13 protein-coding genes and 1 rRNA gene are annotated in these 16,196 nt (G+C 43.8%); 9 read left to right on the forward strand and 5 right to left on the reverse strand.

What is annotated here, in order from left to right; translation table 11 throughout:
- Positions 1-30 precede the first annotated feature (30 nt).
- The 4 genes from jag to rpmH all read right to left on the reverse strand — a co-directional run bounded on the left by jag (position 31) and on the right by rpmH (position 2,503).
- The gene (gene jag / locus J2T20_RS09985) at positions 31-762 is read right to left on the reverse strand and encodes an RNA-binding cell elongation regulator Jag/EloR (RefSeq protein WP_307587915.1); all 732 of its coding nucleotides are present in this window, start codon (positions 760-762) and stop codon (positions 31-33) included.
- Entirely contained in the window at positions 759-1,664 is a 906-nt protein-coding gene (locus J2T20_RS09990) for a YidC/Oxa1 family membrane protein insertase (RefSeq protein WP_307587917.1), read from the reverse strand. The genes jag and J2T20_RS09990 overlap by 4 nt, the downstream gene beginning before the upstream one ends.
- An 86-nt stretch (positions 1,665-1,750) precedes the next feature.
- Positions 1,751-2,101: a ribonuclease P protein component gene (gene rnpA / locus J2T20_RS09995; protein ID WP_307587919.1), complete on the reverse strand. Its 351-nt coding sequence runs from the start codon at positions 2,099-2,101 to the stop codon at positions 1,751-1,753.
- Between the two features lie 267 nt (positions 2,102-2,368).
- Positions 2,369-2,503: a 50S ribosomal protein L34 gene (rpmH, locus tag J2T20_RS10000; protein ID WP_036651710.1), complete on the reverse strand. Its 135-nt coding sequence runs from the start codon at positions 2,501-2,503 to the stop codon at positions 2,369-2,371.
- Positions 2,504-3,178: 675 nt separating this feature from the next.
- Between rpmH and dnaA the strand changes: the two genes are divergently transcribed.
- From dnaA to gyrB, 6 genes are all read left to right on the forward strand, one after another.
- A complete protein-coding gene (gene dnaA, locus J2T20_RS10005; RefSeq protein WP_307587921.1) occupies positions 3,179-4,525 on the forward strand; it encodes a chromosomal replication initiator protein DnaA in 1,347 nt (448 codons plus the stop codon).
- Positions 4,526-4,722: 197 nt separating this feature from the next.
- Positions 4,723-5,865, forward strand: a complete 1,143-nt coding sequence (gene dnaN / locus J2T20_RS10010) for a DNA polymerase III subunit beta (protein WP_307587923.1) — start codon at positions 4,723-4,725, stop codon at positions 5,863-5,865.
- Positions 5,866-5,913: 48 nt separating this feature from the next.
- Entirely contained in the window at positions 5,914-6,141 is a 228-nt protein-coding gene (gene yaaA, locus J2T20_RS10015) for a S4 domain-containing protein YaaA (RefSeq protein WP_307587925.1), read from the forward strand.
- Between the two features lie 36 nt (positions 6,142-6,177).
- Complete coding sequence (recF, locus tag J2T20_RS10020; protein WP_307587927.1) at positions 6,178-7,296, forward strand: DNA replication/repair protein RecF; 1,119 nt, start codon at positions 6,178-6,180, stop codon at positions 7,294-7,296.
- A gap of 17 nt (positions 7,297-7,313) precedes the next feature.
- Positions 7,314-7,562, forward strand: a complete 249-nt coding sequence (gene remB / locus J2T20_RS10025) for an extracellular matrix regulator RemB (RefSeq protein ID WP_307587929.1) — start codon at positions 7,314-7,316, stop codon at positions 7,560-7,562.
- 46 nt (positions 7,563-7,608) lie between these two features.
- Positions 7,609-9,519, forward strand: coding sequence for a DNA topoisomerase (ATP-hydrolyzing) subunit B (gene gyrB, locus J2T20_RS10030; protein WP_307587931.1), 1,911 nt, complete (start codon positions 7,609-7,611; stop codon positions 9,517-9,519).
- An 83-nt stretch (positions 9,520-9,602) separates the two neighbouring features.
- On the opposite strand, the gene J2T20_RS10035 is transcribed toward gyrB, so the two are convergent.
- The gene (locus J2T20_RS10035; protein ID WP_307587933.1) at positions 9,603-10,445 is read right to left on the reverse strand and encodes a YheC/YheD family protein; all 843 of its coding nucleotides are present in this window, start codon (positions 10,443-10,445) and stop codon (positions 9,603-9,605) included.
- A gap of 415 nt (positions 10,446-10,860) precedes the next feature.
- On the opposite strand from J2T20_RS10035, the gene gyrA reads away from it, so the two are divergent.
- The 3 genes from gyrA to J2T20_RS10050 form a co-directional block, all read left to right on the forward strand.
- A complete protein-coding gene (gene gyrA, locus J2T20_RS10040; RefSeq protein WP_307587935.1) occupies positions 10,861-13,392 on the forward strand; it encodes a DNA gyrase subunit A in 2,532 nt (843 codons plus the stop codon).
- A gap of 240 nt (positions 13,393-13,632) precedes the next feature.
- Positions 13,633-14,724 (forward strand): HD-GYP domain-containing protein, encoded by a 1,092-nt coding sequence (locus tag J2T20_RS10045; RefSeq protein WP_307587937.1) that lies wholly within the window; start codon positions 13,633-13,635, stop codon positions 14,722-14,724.
- A gap of 422 nt (positions 14,725-15,146) precedes the next feature.
- Positions 15,147-16,196: ribosomal RNA gene (locus J2T20_RS10050) — 16S ribosomal RNA — on the forward strand; the annotation flags it as partial.

Below are 16,196 nucleotides of genomic sequence, written 5' to 3' on the forward strand. Positions count from 1 at the left end.
GGTCAAGGAGTCATTGCAGCAATATTAGTCTTACTTCAAGGTTATTACGACACGACGATTTGGATCTTCACCTTTACTCAGGGTATTCACTTGCCGGTGATCCTGAAGTCTAGAGTGAATAATCTTGCGCTCTTGTGGTGACATAGGTTCAAGAACAACCTCCTTACGTGTCCGAACAACGCGACCAGCCAATCGATCAGCCAGTTCTTCCAACGTTTTCTTACGCCGATCCCGGAAATTTTCTGCATCTAACACTAAGCGGATGAAGCTGTCCGAATATCTATTGGCTACGATATTAGCCAAGTATTGCAAAGCATCGAGAGTTTGTCCTCTTCTGCCAATCAGTAATCCCAAATCGGGGCCTGATATTTGCAGAGTAGTTGATTCCTTAGTATGGACGATTTCTACTTCTACGATAAGTCCCATGCTCTTCGCAACATCAACAATGAAGTTGATTGCTTCTTGATAAGCTTCCTCTGCCGGATGTCCGGAATCTTGCCGCGGCACACCGCCGACCTCTTGTTTGCTCTCTCTAGTTGACTGCTGAGGCAGTGACGGAGAACTCGCCGCTGAGAGCGGTGCAATTTCAGGCAGTAAGGTCAGTTCCACCTTTGCTGCCTTCACACCGATCAATCCCAGGAATCCTCTTGACGGTTGCTCTAGTACGTTGACCGTTACCCGGTCCTTGTTCACTTTAAGTTCAGTAAGTCCACGTTCTACAGCTTCTTCAATGGTTTTCCCTGTCGCGACGGCTTTGCTCATTTTGACTTTTTGGCCTCCTTGGGTCCTTTGCCGCTGCTATTCTTAGCAGCACCTGCAGTACCTTTGTTGGAATTATTCTTGCTCTTCACTAGATTTGGACCGTCTTGGACGGTTCCAACTCCTGCAACAGCCAATTGGATCTTGTCGTTATTGCGGTATAAGAAATAGTTCTGAACAATGGTATAGATATTACTGAATACCCAGTACAAAGGTAACGCTGCTGGGAAATTGTAAGACATAACGAAAATCAGAACAGGGTATATCATCATCATGAACTGCATCGGACCCTGTTGTTGCATCGGGTTCATTTTGGTCATCATTTTAGTTTGGATAAATGTTGTCAGAGCAGCAAGTACCGGCAGTATAAACAACTTATCCGGTTCACCAAGCTGCAACCACAGGAAAGTATGTTCCCGCAGGTCTGGATTGTAATAAATAGAGTTGTAGAGAGCGATAAAAATCGGCATTTGAACAATTAAAGGAAGACAGCCGGCCATAGGATTAACTTTGTTCTCCTGGAACAATCTCATGGTTTCTTGCTGTACCTTCTCAGGTGTGTCTTTATATTTTTTCTGGATCTTCTGGAGTTCCGGCTGAATGGCTTGCATCGCACGCGAGCTTTTTACTTGTTTCATTGTAAGCGGCAAAATCAGCGTGCGGACAATGATAACCATCACGAGTACGGCTAATCCATATTGCCCATTAAACCACTTAGCGAACGTATCAAGAGCCAACGCAAAATAGTAAACTACATTACTTTGCCAGAAGCTCCCTGTCTTCAAATCCTCCGTTGTGTGCGTCACAGTAGTCGCCGACGAGCATCCTGACAAGACAAGCAACGACAACATTAACACAGCAATGACGAGGATCCATTTTCCCCGTCTAGTCTTCATTACAGACACTTTAAAACCCCTCTCATAAACATTCCTTTGCACCGTAAATCATACCATAATAATCACTACAAATAAACAAGCCTATTAAGCTCTACTTATTTACGTGAAGCCTTTAACAGCTTGGCTTTGCGCAGCACATGCAGCGCACTTTTTTCGAGCTCTTTATATTCCATTGCCAGAGCTCCTTTCCTTACTATAAAAACCATATCCAATCCATCAGCGATTTCAGTTTCATGATGACGGACAATTTCCTTCACCAATCTCCTCATTCGGTTCCGGACCACTGCATTTCCGACCTTCTTACTGACCGACACGCCCAGCCGGAATCGCTCCACCTCTTTTTTGCTGAACCAATAAACTACAAATTGATGATTCGCAAATGACTTCCCATGGCGGTATACGCGGCTGAAGTCGGAACGGTTTCGTAATCGTAAACTTTTGCGCACGAGAATCTCCTTATTTAAAAGCCGAATTACAGCTCTCCGGAATTTTTCCTTCTAATTAGTATAGTCATTCAAGGTTAGGGATAAACGCTTCAGACGATGGATCATCTTCCTACCTCTTTTTTAATGAAGAATACTGAAATTCCTATTCTTAAATGAAATATCCCCACAAAGTGGCGCAAACGCTGGAAGCGTAAACCAAACTCTGCGGGGAATTTTCAACCTTATACAGTAAAAAAGACCACCGTAGTGGTCCTTTAGTGGCCTAACTTACGCACTCAAAGATTTTCTGCCTTTCAAGCGGCGGGCTGCCAGCACTTTACGGCCGTTTTTCGTGCTCATTCTTTTGCGAAAACCATGCACCTTTTTGCGCTTGCTAACATTCGGTCTGAACGTCGGTCTCATGTATTGCACCTCCCTTACAGGAACTAATTTACTTTACTGTCTTATAAGCAAAAACGGGCTATGCCGTCCTTTAGTAGGGACAGTATCTACAGTATCATCATTTCATTTGGAGACAAATCACCACAGAAAACACCTTTATATATTAAAACATATTTTATTGAGAAAAGTCAACCATACAGACAGAGACTCTCCTTCTATATAGAGAAACAATTATCCACAGCCTTTAGAAATAAAAAACTAATCCACAGGGTTTTACAGTTATCCACCTGTTACTAAAAAATAAAGTCGACTATCCGCACATGAGCACAACCTGTGTATAAAAAAATCGACAACTTGACGCATGCTGTCGAACCATGAACATATTATCAACAATATGTAGTGTTGTTCCTAATATTTATACACAAGTGATTGAATTTGTGGATAAAATGTCCTCAGTCATTGAAAAACAGGGGTTGTTTTGCTATGATGGTATTACTTTTGAATGTGAATAGATTTGTTTGTTCGCTATATTATCAACAAGCTGTGGATAACGTTGTGAACAATTCAAATTTATCCATGTTTTTTTGTCTCTGCATATTGCGTACTGGGGATAAAGTTCACCATCAATTTATTTTCTTCGACATTTCCACTTCATGGCTGATGCCACATTTGGAAGATTTAAAGGAGTGACAGTCTGTGGACAGCCATACTTCCGAATTATGGCAGCAAATTTTATCAATTATTCAAACCAAATTAAGCAAACCGAGCTTTGATACCTGGTTTAAAGCCACGAAAGCTATGACTTTCGGCTCACAGGTTCTCATAATTTCGGCCCCTACAACGTTTGCTGTGGAATGGCTTGAGAGCCGTTACACCAAGCTGGTAGGCGCTACGGTTTTCGAAGTCACCGGAAAACAGGTTGACGTCAAATTTGTTATTGAAGAAAGCAAGCCCTCCGAGCCTGTAGTGCAACTATCCGCCCCGCAGCCTCCTGTATCGCGAGAAGAAGCACAGACTCATTTGCTCAATCCAAAATATACGTTTGATACGTTCGTAATTGGTTCCGGCAACCGTTTTGCGCATGCGGCATCCCTTGCTGTAGCTGAAGCGCCAGCCAAAGCCTATAATCCCTTGTTTTTATACGGGGGTGTTGGTCTGGGAAAAACCCATTTAATGCATGCCATCGGCCATTACGTTTTGGAGCATAACCCTAGTAATAAGGTGATTTATATCTCTTCCGAGAAATTCACCAACGAATTTATTAACTCCATCCGTGATAACCGCGGTGAAAGCTTTCGTAACAAATATCGCAACGTTGATATCTTGCTTATTGACGATATTCAATTTCTGGCCGGCAAAGAGTCGACGCAGGAGGAATTTTTTCATACGTTCAATGCACTACACGAAGAACGCAAGCAAATTATTATCTCCAGTGACCGCCCGCCTAAAGAAATTCCAACCCTGGAAGAACGGCTGCGTTCCCGGTTTGAATGGGGTCTTATAACCGATATTCAACCGCCAGATTTGGAGACACGGATTGCCATTTTGCGTAAGAAAGCCAAAGCGGAGAACCTGGATATCCCTAATGAGGCAATGATGTACATTGCCAGTCAGATTGATTCCAACATCCGGGAGCTTGAAGGGGCACTGATAAGGGTTGTAGCCTACTCTTCCCTGACAAATCAGGATGTCACTACTCATTTGGCTTCAGAAGCGCTTAAGGATATTATTCCTTCCAGTCGTCCTAAGATGATTACGATCGGGGATATTCAAGCTAAAGTTGGCGAATATTACAACCTTCGCATGGAAGATTTCAAAGCACGAAAACGTACCAAAGCCGTTGCTTTTCCGCGTCAGATCGCGATGTATCTATCCAGGGAATTAACCGACTATTCCTTGCCTAAGATTGGAGAAGCCTTCGGGGGACGCGACCATACAACGGTCATTCACGCCCATGACAAGATCACACAGTCATTAAAGGTCGATCAGGAGCTGTACAAAGTGGTTAATAATCTTGCCGAAAAAATTAAAAATCCTTCCTAAGGATGTAAAGAGCCTATGCACAATCTATACACATGTGAATAGGCTTAATTTTATGCGGGTTCAAGGGGTTATCCACATATTCAGTGCCCCTACTACTAATACTATTAAATAACTATAATAATTCATCATCTATAAGCACGTCCCAAAGCAACTCGACAAATACAGGTTCCCCCAATTTTTCAGCTAGGAGTGAAGTTATGAAAATCAGCATTCTTAAAAATGAACTTAACGAATCCATCCAACACGTATCAAAGGCTATATCCAGCAGAACAACGATCCCTATCCTTACCGGTATTAAACTGGAAGTCAGTCATCAGGGCGTTACACTAACTGCAAGCGATACTGATATATCCATCCAATCGTTTATTCCTGCGGAGAATGACAGCCATACTATTGTGAAGGTGGAGCAGCCGGGAAGCGTTGTCCTGCCGGCTAAATTTTTCGTTGAAATCATCAAGAAGCTGCCCTCCAAAGAAATTCACATGGAAGTCAAAGATGGCTTCCAAACTTATATTTCTTCCGGAGCTACTGAAATTCAGATTGTGGGCCTTGATCCTGAAGAATTTCCGGTATTACCAAATATTGAAGAGAACGAGACGATTTCCCTACCGGGAGACCTGCTCAAAAATATGATCAAACAAACCGCATTCTCCATTTCAACTCAAGAAACGACACCGATTCTGACAGGAATTCTGTGGAATCTGGCCGATGGTGAATTCAAGTTCACGGCTACTGACCGTCACCGCCTGGCTACTAGAGCTGCACATCTCGAAGGAACAGAAAATGTACGTTTTGGAAATGTCGTTATTGCCGGTAAAACGCTTAATGAGCTTAGTAAAATCATTCCGGATCAAAATATGCTCGTAGATATTGTGGTTGCGGATAACCAGGTATTGTTCAAAATCGACAAGGTCTTATTTTATTCGCGTATATTGGACGGAATTTATCCGGATACTTCTAGGATTATTCCTACTGCCTACAAAACAGAACTAACTTTAGACACCAAAAAATTAAGTGAATCCATAGATCGGGCTTATTTGCTGTCCCGAGAAGAAAAAACGAATATTGTTCGTCTGCAAACGCTCGAAAATGGGGGGATTGAAATTTCCTCCAGTTCCTCTGAGCTGGGCAAGGTTCGTGAAGAACTTGAAGTTATCGATTTCAAAGGTGAGCCTCTGAAAATTTCTTTCAACTCCAAATATATGCTTGATGTCTTAAAAGTTGTGGAAAGCGAGCAGCTTGTTATCGCATTTACCGGAATGATGAGTCCTATTATTCTTAAGCCCCTCGATGAAAGCCAAAGCATGTACGTAATTTTGCCTTACCGAACTACAAATTAATTCCCCATTCACGTGGCTGTGGATAAGTGGGCGAAAGGACAAAAAGTCATGAATCAAATTGTTATCCACAGTGGATATATCAAACTCGATCAGTTTCTAAAGCTTTCTGAATGTGTATCCACAGGCGGAATGGCCAAGGCTTTGCTGCAGGAAGGATATGTCCGCGTCAACGGAGAAAAAGAAGAGCGCCGGGGTAGAAAGTTATACCCTGGGGATAAGATTGATGTGCAGGATGCCGGATCCTTTGAAGTTGTCGGCGGTGGAGTTAAGGAATAGGTATGGGCTTTAAATAGCGTCAGGAGGAACCATTACGTGTTTGTTAAAAATATCGGTCTGCAGCATTATCGAAATTATGGGCAGCTGCGTCTGGAAAGCCTCGGTGACGTGAATCTAATTTTGGGTCAGAATGCCCAGGGTAAAACAAACCTCATGGAGGCTTTGTTCGTTCTAGCCATGACCAAAAGCCACCGTACCTCTAAAGACCGGGAGTTGATCTCCTTTGAGGCCCCGCAAGGGGCTGCTCAGATTTATGCTGAAGTGAAACGGAAATACGGAGATTTGAAGCTGGAGCTTACGTTATCAAGCCAAGGCAAAAAAGCCAAGATTAACGGTCTAGAACAACGCCGGTTAAGCGAATTTGTGGGCTCCCTAAATGTTGTCATGTTTGCACCAGAAGACTTAGAAATTGTCAAAGGAACCCCCGGTATAAGACGGAGGTTCCTTGATATGGAGATAGGACAGGTACAACCCAGTTACTTATTCCATCTCCAGCAGTACCAAAAGATATTGCTTCAAAGAGGCAACCTGCTGAAACAATTATGGGGTAAGGACTCCTCGGCAAAAGATCTGCTGGAAGTATGGGATGCGCAACTTATAGAGCATGGTGTTAAAATCGTCAAAAAAAGGAAACAATTCATAAAGAAGCTGCAGATATGGGCAGAAAGCATCCACCGGGGTATTACAAATGGCGGAGAAGAGCTTAAATTGCTGTATGTCCCCTCTTTTGGAGATAGGGATGAGGAAGATGAAGCTGTCTTATTAAACAATTTTATGTTAAAGTTATCACAAACCAGAGATCAGGAAATACGGCGCGGCATGACGCTGACGGGTCCCCATAGGGATGATCTGTCCTTTTTTATCAACGGAAGAGAGGCACAGGTCTATGGTTCCCAAGGTCAGCAGCGCACGACAGCCCTATCCCTGAAGCTGGCTGAAATCGAGCTTATTCATGAGGAAATAGGGGAGTATCCCGTTCTGCTTCTTGATGATGTATTGTCCGAGCTTGATCCCTATCGTCAAACCCAGCTTATAGAAACCTTTCAAAGCAAAGTACAAACTTTCATAACAGCTACAGGGATTGAAACTCTCAAAGCTGATAAATTAAAAGGTGCGAACCTATATCATGTCCACGATGGAAGAGTGGATGTTTAACAGAGCGGAGGACGTGCATGTATATTCATTTGGGCGGGGAGAAGATTATTCGTTCTTCAGAATTGATTGCCATATTTGATATTTCAATTGAGAAATCCTCCAAGATATCCAAGCAATTTGTCGTTCATGCTCAAGAAAGCAAACTGCTGGAGCGGATTGGCGAAGAGGAAGCAAAATCGATTGTAGTGACAAAAAATATCGTATACTACTCCCCCATCTCCTCCTCCACTCTTAAAAAAAGAGCCAAAATATTATTAGAAATTTAAAGTCATACCCTGTAAAAGAGATAATCAGAAAGAAGTAGGTGAAGGCATGTCAATGAATCAACCGACATATGATGAGAGCCAGATTCAGGTGCTGGAAGGGCTCGAAGCGGTCCGAAAGCGTCCCGGCATGTATATTGGTTCCACTAGCGCTAAAGGTCTGCACCATTTGGTGTGGGAAGTAGTAGATAATAGTATCGATGAAGCTCTAGCCGGTCATTGTGACCGTATCCAAGTGATTATCCACGAGAATAATAGTGTAACTGTTATTGATAATGGACGCGGTATCCCTGTAGGGGAGAATGCTAAGCTTAAAAAATCGACACTCGAAGTGGTTATGACTGTCCTGCACGCAGGAGGTAAGTTCGGTGGCGGTGGATATAAAGTATCTGGTGGTCTGCATGGCGTAGGTATATCGGTTGTCAACGCTTTGTCCGAGAAGGTTGTCGTTACAGTCAAGCGTGACGGACATGTATACCAGCAGGAGTACAGACGTGGAGCACCGCAGTATGACATCAAGGTTGTCGGTGATACGGATGAGACAGGAACGACTACAACATTCCACCCGGATCCAGAGATTTTTACCGAAACTACAATTTTTGAATATTCAACACTGCTTACCCGTATCCGTGAGTTAGCTTTTCTTAACAAAGGGATCGAGCTTTCGCTTCATGATGAACGGACAGATGTATCCAATACGTTCAAATATGAGGGCGGAATTGTTGAGTATGTGAAATATTTGAATGAAAAAAGAGAAGCTCTACATGAAGAACCTATCTACGTTGAAGGCTCACGGGATATGATTCATGTCGAAGTGGCTCTCCAATATAATGACTCCTACACAGAGAATATTTATTCTTTTGCTAATAATATTAATACGCATGAAGGCGGAACACATGAATCCGGCTTTAAGAGTGCACTAACACGTATAATCAACGATTATGCTCGTAAAGCAGGAGTAATCAAGGACAGCAGTTCTAACTTAACGGGGGATGACGTGCGTGAAGGTTTGACGGCGATTATTTCCGTGAAAATACCTGAGCCGCAGTTCGAAGGTCAAACGAAGACTAAGCTAGGTAACAGTGAAGTTCGGGGGATTGTGGAATCACTCTTCGGAGAGAAACTGCAAGAGTTCCTTGAGGAGAATCCAGCTGTCTCACGCCGTGTTCTTGAGAAGTCTTTGCAAGCTTCCCGGGCACGTGAGGCTGCTCGTAAAGCACGGGAACTAACACGTCGTAAGAGTGCTCTTGAAGTAAGTGCCCTGCCGGGTAAACTTGCTGACTGCTCTTCCAAGGATGCCTCTATCAGCGAATTGTTCATCGTCGAAGGTGACTCTGCCGGTGGATCGGCCAAGCAGGGCCGTGACCGTCATTTCCAAGCCATTCTTCCGTTGCGCGGCAAGATCCTGAACGTTGAGAAAGCACGTTTGGATCGTATTTTGTCCAATGCCGAGATTCGGGCTATTATTACAGCTTTGGGTACCAGTATCAGTGATGACTTTGATCTGTCGAAGGCTCGTTATCACAAAGTAGTTATTATGACGGATGCTGACGTCGATGGAGCTCATATTAGAACTCTGTTACTGACATTCTTCTATCGCTACATGAGAAAACTGGTCGATGCCGGGTATATTTATATCGCTCAGCCCCCACTATTCAAAGTGGAACGCAATAAAGTAATTCGTTATGCGAATTCCGAGAAGGAGCGTGACGAAATTATTGCCGGATTCGGCGAGAATGTTAAAGTCAACGTTCAACGCTATAAAGGTCTCGGCGAAATGAATGCGACACAATTATGGGACACTACAATGGATCCTGAGAGCCGCATGATGCTTCAGGTAACGATTGAGGATGCCATGCTGGCCGATAGTATTTTTGACACACTTATGGGTGATAACGTTGAACCACGACGCGAATTCATTCAGGAGCATGCAAAAATGGTCAAGAATCTTGACGTGTAAAAGTATACAACATATACAAACCTCTGGATTACTTCCCTTACGGGATAGTAATACCGGAGGTTTTTTTGTTGAATAGAATGCTTTTAGTGGTTTTTCTTAACACGGCCGTAGGCTGCAGCATACCGATGGATTCTTCGATAAATAGATCTGTCAGGAAATAATTTAAAGACAACAATGGAAGGCAGCGTATTGATCTCCAGCAACCACAAATCATGCTGAGGATCAATGGCCACATCCAGTCCGATCTCCTTTATTCCTGGATATGTTCTCTCCAATTGTCTCGCCATAATCACGCCAAGTGCTTTTAACTGGTTTATGGTTGAATCAACCTCAAAGGTATTCATATGTTCTTCAAGGACTGCTTTTACTGACTTGATACGACCACCGCTATGGTAATTAGTGACAATTTTTTGAGGAGCGGCAATTCTGCTTAACATCCCGGTAGTCTCCCAAAGGCCGTCTAAATTTTTCTGTGTAAGCACCCGTAGATCAAAAGGTCGCTGCTTGTGTGTTAGTAGATCAATCCCTTTCTGTATGAGATAGGACTGATTATGGATTACCTTGATTAAAGCCCTATCAAGTTCCTCCGGGGAAGAGTATACCTCTGCTGACTTGCGATATCTTAGAATATACATGAGCTTCGTATTCTCAACCTTTACTTCTAGATTCTCTGGAGGCTCTTCTAGATTCTCTTGATCCCCTTGATCACTTGCGCTTAAAGTGACGCCTCGTTGTTCTACTCTCATTACCCCAGTGCCGTAAGTACCCCTATCTGGTTTAATGTACACCATGTCGTACAAGAGAAGCATTTCTTTAAGAGTATCAAGTGCATATTTACGGGTATCGGGGATGTAAATAGAGAGATCACGATTTCGCAGGATAGCCTTCGTTTTGGCCCACTTACTGGAGACCCGTTGAATCCTCATCGTTATTTCCTCCTTTTGCTGCTGAAATTTCAGGACAACCAATCTAAACAATGGTATAATAAGAGGATATGGGATTAAGCCCTTTTTGATTGATATAGGACGATTCCATTCGTATAACAGCTGATATAGCCATTTGTTCTTGCCTATACAGTCTATGTACTGAAGCCAAGTGCGGAAAGGGCAAATACCCTTATCTGGACAAAAAAGAAATTAAATTTAGACGATATAAGGCTATCACGTTTAATTGTGCTACTTTTAAGAAAGTAATATAATAAAGGGTAGCGATTTTTTCAAAATATGAGAAAGTATAGAGTTTCTGTCTACACTTTTCCCTTATATTTTTTACAAGAAGCGGATCCCGTTCTTAAAGGACGATGAAGCCGTTTCTTCTTAAATGAAGGAGGTCCAGCAACTCATGGCTGAACAAAATAACTCGCAAATTAAAGATCGGGACATTAGTGTTGAAATGCGTGATTCCTTTATGGATTATGCAATGAGCATCATTGTTAGCCGAGCTTTACCGGATGTGCGAGACGGACTAAAACCGGTTCACCGACGCATTTTGTTTGCGATGTCTGAACTTGGAATGTCTCCGGATAAGCCTCACAAGAAATCGGCGAGAATCGTCGGTGAAGTTATTGGTAAGTATCATCCCCACGGCGACTCAGCTGTTTATGAGACCATGGTACGTATGGCTCAAGACTTTTCTATGCGCTATATGCTTGTTGATGGACATGGTAACTTCGGTTCTGTGGACGGTGATATGGCAGCAGCGATGCGGTACACGGAAGCACGTCTTTCCAAGATCGCAATGGAAATGCTACGGGATCTTAATAAAGAGACAGTAGACTTTGCACCCAACTACGACGGTGAAGAGAATGAGCCGGTTGTATTACCATCTCGTTATCCGAACTTGCTTGTAAATGGTGTATCGGGTATTGCTGTTGGTATGGCGACTAATATTCCGCCACATAATTTGGGTGAGGTTATTGATGGAGTGCAAGCGATGATTCGCAACCCTGATATCACACCTATGGAATTAATGGAATTTATTCAAGGTCCTGATTTCCCAACGTCTGGATTCATTCTCGGTCGAGAAGGTATTCGTCAGGCTTATCGCACAGGACGTGGTTCTGTTACTATGCGAGCCAAGGCTACTATCGAGGAGAATAACGGGAAAGCTCGTATTATTGTTCATGAACTTCCATATCAAGTGAACAAAGCCCGTCTGGTGGAGAAGATTGCTGAATTGGTTCGTGAGAAGCGGATTGACGGCATCACTGATCTTCGTGATGAATCCGACCGTAACGGTATGCGTGTTGTAGTTGAGATGAGACGGGATGTTAACCCTAGTGTGGTCCTGAATAATCTTTACAAGCACACTTCGATGCAGTCGACATTTGGTATCAATATGCTTGCTATCGTGAACAATGAGCCTAAGGTGCTTAACCTGCGTGATGTGTTGTATCACTATTTGCAGCATCAAATGGTTGTTATTCGCCGCCGGACTGAATTTGATCTGAAAAAGGCGGAAGCACGCGCTCATATCTTGGAAGGTCTTCGTATCGCACTCGATAATCTGGATGAGGTTATCGCCTTGATTCGTGCATCCCGTACAACGGATATTGCCCGTGAAGGCTTAATGAGTACTTTTAGTCTCAGTATTGAGCAGTCCCAGGCTATCCTCGACATGCGTATGCAGCGCCTTACAGGTCTGGAACGTGAAAAGATCGAGAACGAGTATAATGAGCTCTTGGCTAAAATCGCAGAATATAAGGCGATATTAGCGAATGAATCCCTTGTACTGGAAATTATCAGTAATGAATTGCAGGAGATCCGCGATAAATTTGCTGATGAGCGCCGTACGGAGATTACTGTAGGTGAAGAGAGTATTTTGGATGAGGACCTTATTCCACGTGAAGAGGTTATAGTTACGATTACTCATACCGGATATATCAAACGGCTGCCAGTAAGCACCTACCGCAGTCAGAAGCGGGGAGGACGCGGCGTTATCGGTATGGATACGAAGGACACGGATTTTGTGGAGCATTTATTCGTAAGCAACTCCCATAATTACTTGATGTTCTTTACCGATAAGGGTAAGGTCTACCGGATTAAAGCCTATGAGATTCCGGAGCTTGGACGAACTGCACGCGGAACACCGATTATCAATCTGCTTCAGATTGAACAAGGTGAGAAGATTAGTGCTGTGATCCAGGTCGAGGATAGCGATATCGATAAATATCTGTTCTTCTCTACCCGTCAGGGTATCGTGAAGAAAACGCCGCTTGAAGACTATAACAACATTCGCAAAGGCGGACTAATTGCTATTAATCTACGTGAGGATGACTCTCTAATTGAGGTCAAGCTTACAGACGGACAGCAGAATTTAATTATCGGTACGGCACGAGGCATGTCGATCACATTCTCCGAGAACGACGTAAGATCTATGGGTCGGAGTGCTACCGGTGTCAAAGGTATAACTCTTACTGGAAATGACCAAGTAATCGGGATGGATTGTGTGGATGAAGATCTTGAGGTTCTAATCGTTACTTCCAAGGGTTATGGTAAGCGGACACCAGCAGGTGACTACCGTTCCCAAACCCGTGGTGGTAAAGGAATCAAGACAATCAACCTTACCGAGAAGAATGGTCCTGTAGTGGGCTTAAAAGTTGTTAAGAGTGACGAAGACCTTATGATTATTACAACCAGCGGAACCTTAATCCGTACCAGCATGGATGGGATTTCGACAATGGGACGTTATGCTCAGGGGGTTAAACTGATTAACATCCGTGAGGATGATGCGGTGGCTACCCTTTGTCGAGCTGACAAGAATGAGGAAGAAGAACTGTCCGATATCGAAGAGGGCGGAGTAGCAGTAGAAGAGATAAGCGAATCACCTGAACCAGAAACAGATGTTGAAGGCGAAGTAGATACGCTGGAATAGTATTCGTAGGAAGAGCATGGATTTCTTTATTAGAAATCTGTGCTCTTTTTTTTGCGAATAATTAAATTGGTGAATGCACTACTCCACACTAGTCGCTTGTATCTATCCATACTATAATTAGAGGAATAGAGTTACCTGATTCTTATAGATTGATTGGGTGCGCTGTTACATAAACGTTCTTATATAAGAAGAGCGTCCCTAAAGCTTATAGTGTTAAAGAAATTAAGGGGCTGAGTATATATGCCGAGTTTATCCGTTGCGGATGTGAAACCAGGTTCAAAGATCATTAAAGATGTCATTACACCTCTGGGGGGAGTTCTGTTCGCCAAGGGAAAAGTTTTATTACCGCGGGATATGGAAATCCTTCAGGCTTTCATGATAGAACTGGTAGAGATTGAAGGTAGCGACGCAGATCATAAAACAGCTGATTCTAATAAGGGTTCTGCCAAAACAGCATCTACAAAAGCTGTTGCAATAGTTAAAGATAAAAACAGCACACCTCTTCATGATGAATACGACAAGATGCTGGCTCTCATAAAGAACAGCTATCGCTCAGTTCCTGCAGTAACTCTACCCATCTATGAGCTGCGCAGTCAGTTAGAAGCTCTGGTAGTACATATTAAAGATTATCATGTTTTGAAGTTCGTTCCCCGTATGCTAAATGAACAGGATTATAACTACCATAACGCGGTGTTGTCTGCTTTGACGTCATATAAGATTGCCCAATGGTGCAATTATCCTCAGAAGGACTGGATGCAGGCTGCTATAGCGGGGCTACTTCACGATATTGGTAATGCCAAGGTTGATCCTTCTCTTCTTCATAAAGCTGAGCCTCTGAACAGTGCTGAGAGGGAAGAGGTGCGAATGCACACAACCTACGGGTATCAATTTTTACGTAATGTAACCGCGATTAATGAAGGTGTCAGACTGACTGCATTACAGCATCATGAAAAAATAGACGGTTCGGGATATCCACTCCGGCTGGAAGGGAGCCAAATTCACTTCTATGCTAAGATTGTAGCGGTTGCTGACATTTACCATGCTATGACTCGAGAGCGAGCCTACAGAAAAGCTGAGTCTCCTTATTTGGTTTTGGAACAGATTCTTAAGGAAAGCTTCGGTAAGCTGGACCCGGTGATTGTTCAAACCTTCCTCCAAAAAACAACGGAGCTTTACACCGGAACTAAAATAAGATTAAGTGATGGGTCTATTGGGGAGATTATATTTACGGACCGGAGTAACCCAACGCGCCCAATGGTGCAGGTTGCAGGTGGTAGGATAGTCAATCTGGCAATGGAGCGCGAGTTGAACATTCAGGAGATTATTTCATAGTTATTATTCAAGGATGTTGTAGGATGCTGGACTACCTCATATAGCCGATCTGGAAACAGTGGAGGTAGTCTCGCATTAAAAGATATGTAACTAATAAAAAAAGCTTGCAATTGATTTCTATACATGATATATTCTTATTCCGGCCAAGAAATGTTGATGCCGAGCTCGAAAAAGAAGTTGAAAAAAAGAGCTTGCATTACACGGTTGGATATGATATATTATAAGAGTTGCTGGTGAGACATTAACCGCCGACAACGAGAACTTGATCTTTGAAAACTGAACAACGAGTGAGTGGGATTTTACGAAAGTGAAATCCAAAATAGATGAGTTTCACAGCGTGTTTCACGCTTTTGAAATTTCATCAAGAGAATGAAAATTCTCGTCAGATGTTTCAAAATGAGCAATCGCTCTTTCTGAATACCAATTTGGAGAGTTTGATCCTGGCTCAGGACGAACGCTGGCGGCATGCCTAATACATGCAAGTCGAGCGGATTTACTTTGGAAGCTTGCTTCCAAAGTAGGTTAGCGGCGGACGGGTGAGTAACACGTAGGCAACCTGCCCCTTAGACTGGGATAACTACCGGAAACGGTAGCTAATACCGGATAATTTCTTTCCTCACCTGAGGAGAGAATGAAAGACGGAGTAATCTGTCACTGAGGGATGGGCCTGCGGCGCATTAGCTAGTTGGTGGGGTAACGGCTCACCAAGGCGACGATGCGTAGCCGACCTGAGAGGGTGAACGGCCACACTGGGACTGAGACACGGCCCAGACTCCTACGGGAGGCAGCAGTAGGGAATCTTCCGCAATGGGCGAAAGCCTGACGGAGCAATGCCGCGTGAGTGATGAAGGTTTTCGGATCGTAAAGCTCTGTTGCCAGGGAAGAACGTCCGGTAGAGTAACTGCTACCGGAGTGACGGTACCTGAGAAGAAAGCCCCGGCTAACTACGTGCCAGCAGCCGCGGTAATACGTAGGGGGCAAGCGTTGTCCGGAATTATTGGGCGTAAAGCGCGCGCAGGCGGCTATTTAAGTCTGGTGTTTAAACCTTGGGCTCAACCTGAGGTCGCACTGGAAACTGGGTGGCTTGAGTACAGAAGAGGAAAGTGGAATTCCACGTGTAGCGGTGAAATGCGTAGATATGTGGAGGAACACCAGTGGCGAAGGCGACTTTCTGGGCTGTAACTGACGCTGAGGCGCGAAAGCGTGGGGAGCAAACAGGATTAGATACCCTGGTAGTCCACGCCGTAAACGATGAGTGCTAGGTGTTAGGGGTTTCGATACCCTTGGTGCCGAAGTTAACACAGTAAGCACTCCGCCTGGGGAGTACGGTCGCAAGACTGAAACTCAAAGGAATTGACGGGGACCCGCACAAGCAGTGGAGTATGTGGTTTAATTCGAAGCAACGCGAAGAACCTTACCAGGTCTTGACATCCCGATGTAAGCATTAGAGATAGTGCCCCTCTTCGGAGCAT

Origin of the sequence: Paenibacillus wynnii, from assembly GCF_030812855.1 — a bacterium.
GTDB classification, from domain to species: domain Bacteria; phylum Bacillota; class Bacilli; order Paenibacillales; family Paenibacillaceae; genus Paenibacillus_AQ; species Paenibacillus_AQ wynnii_A.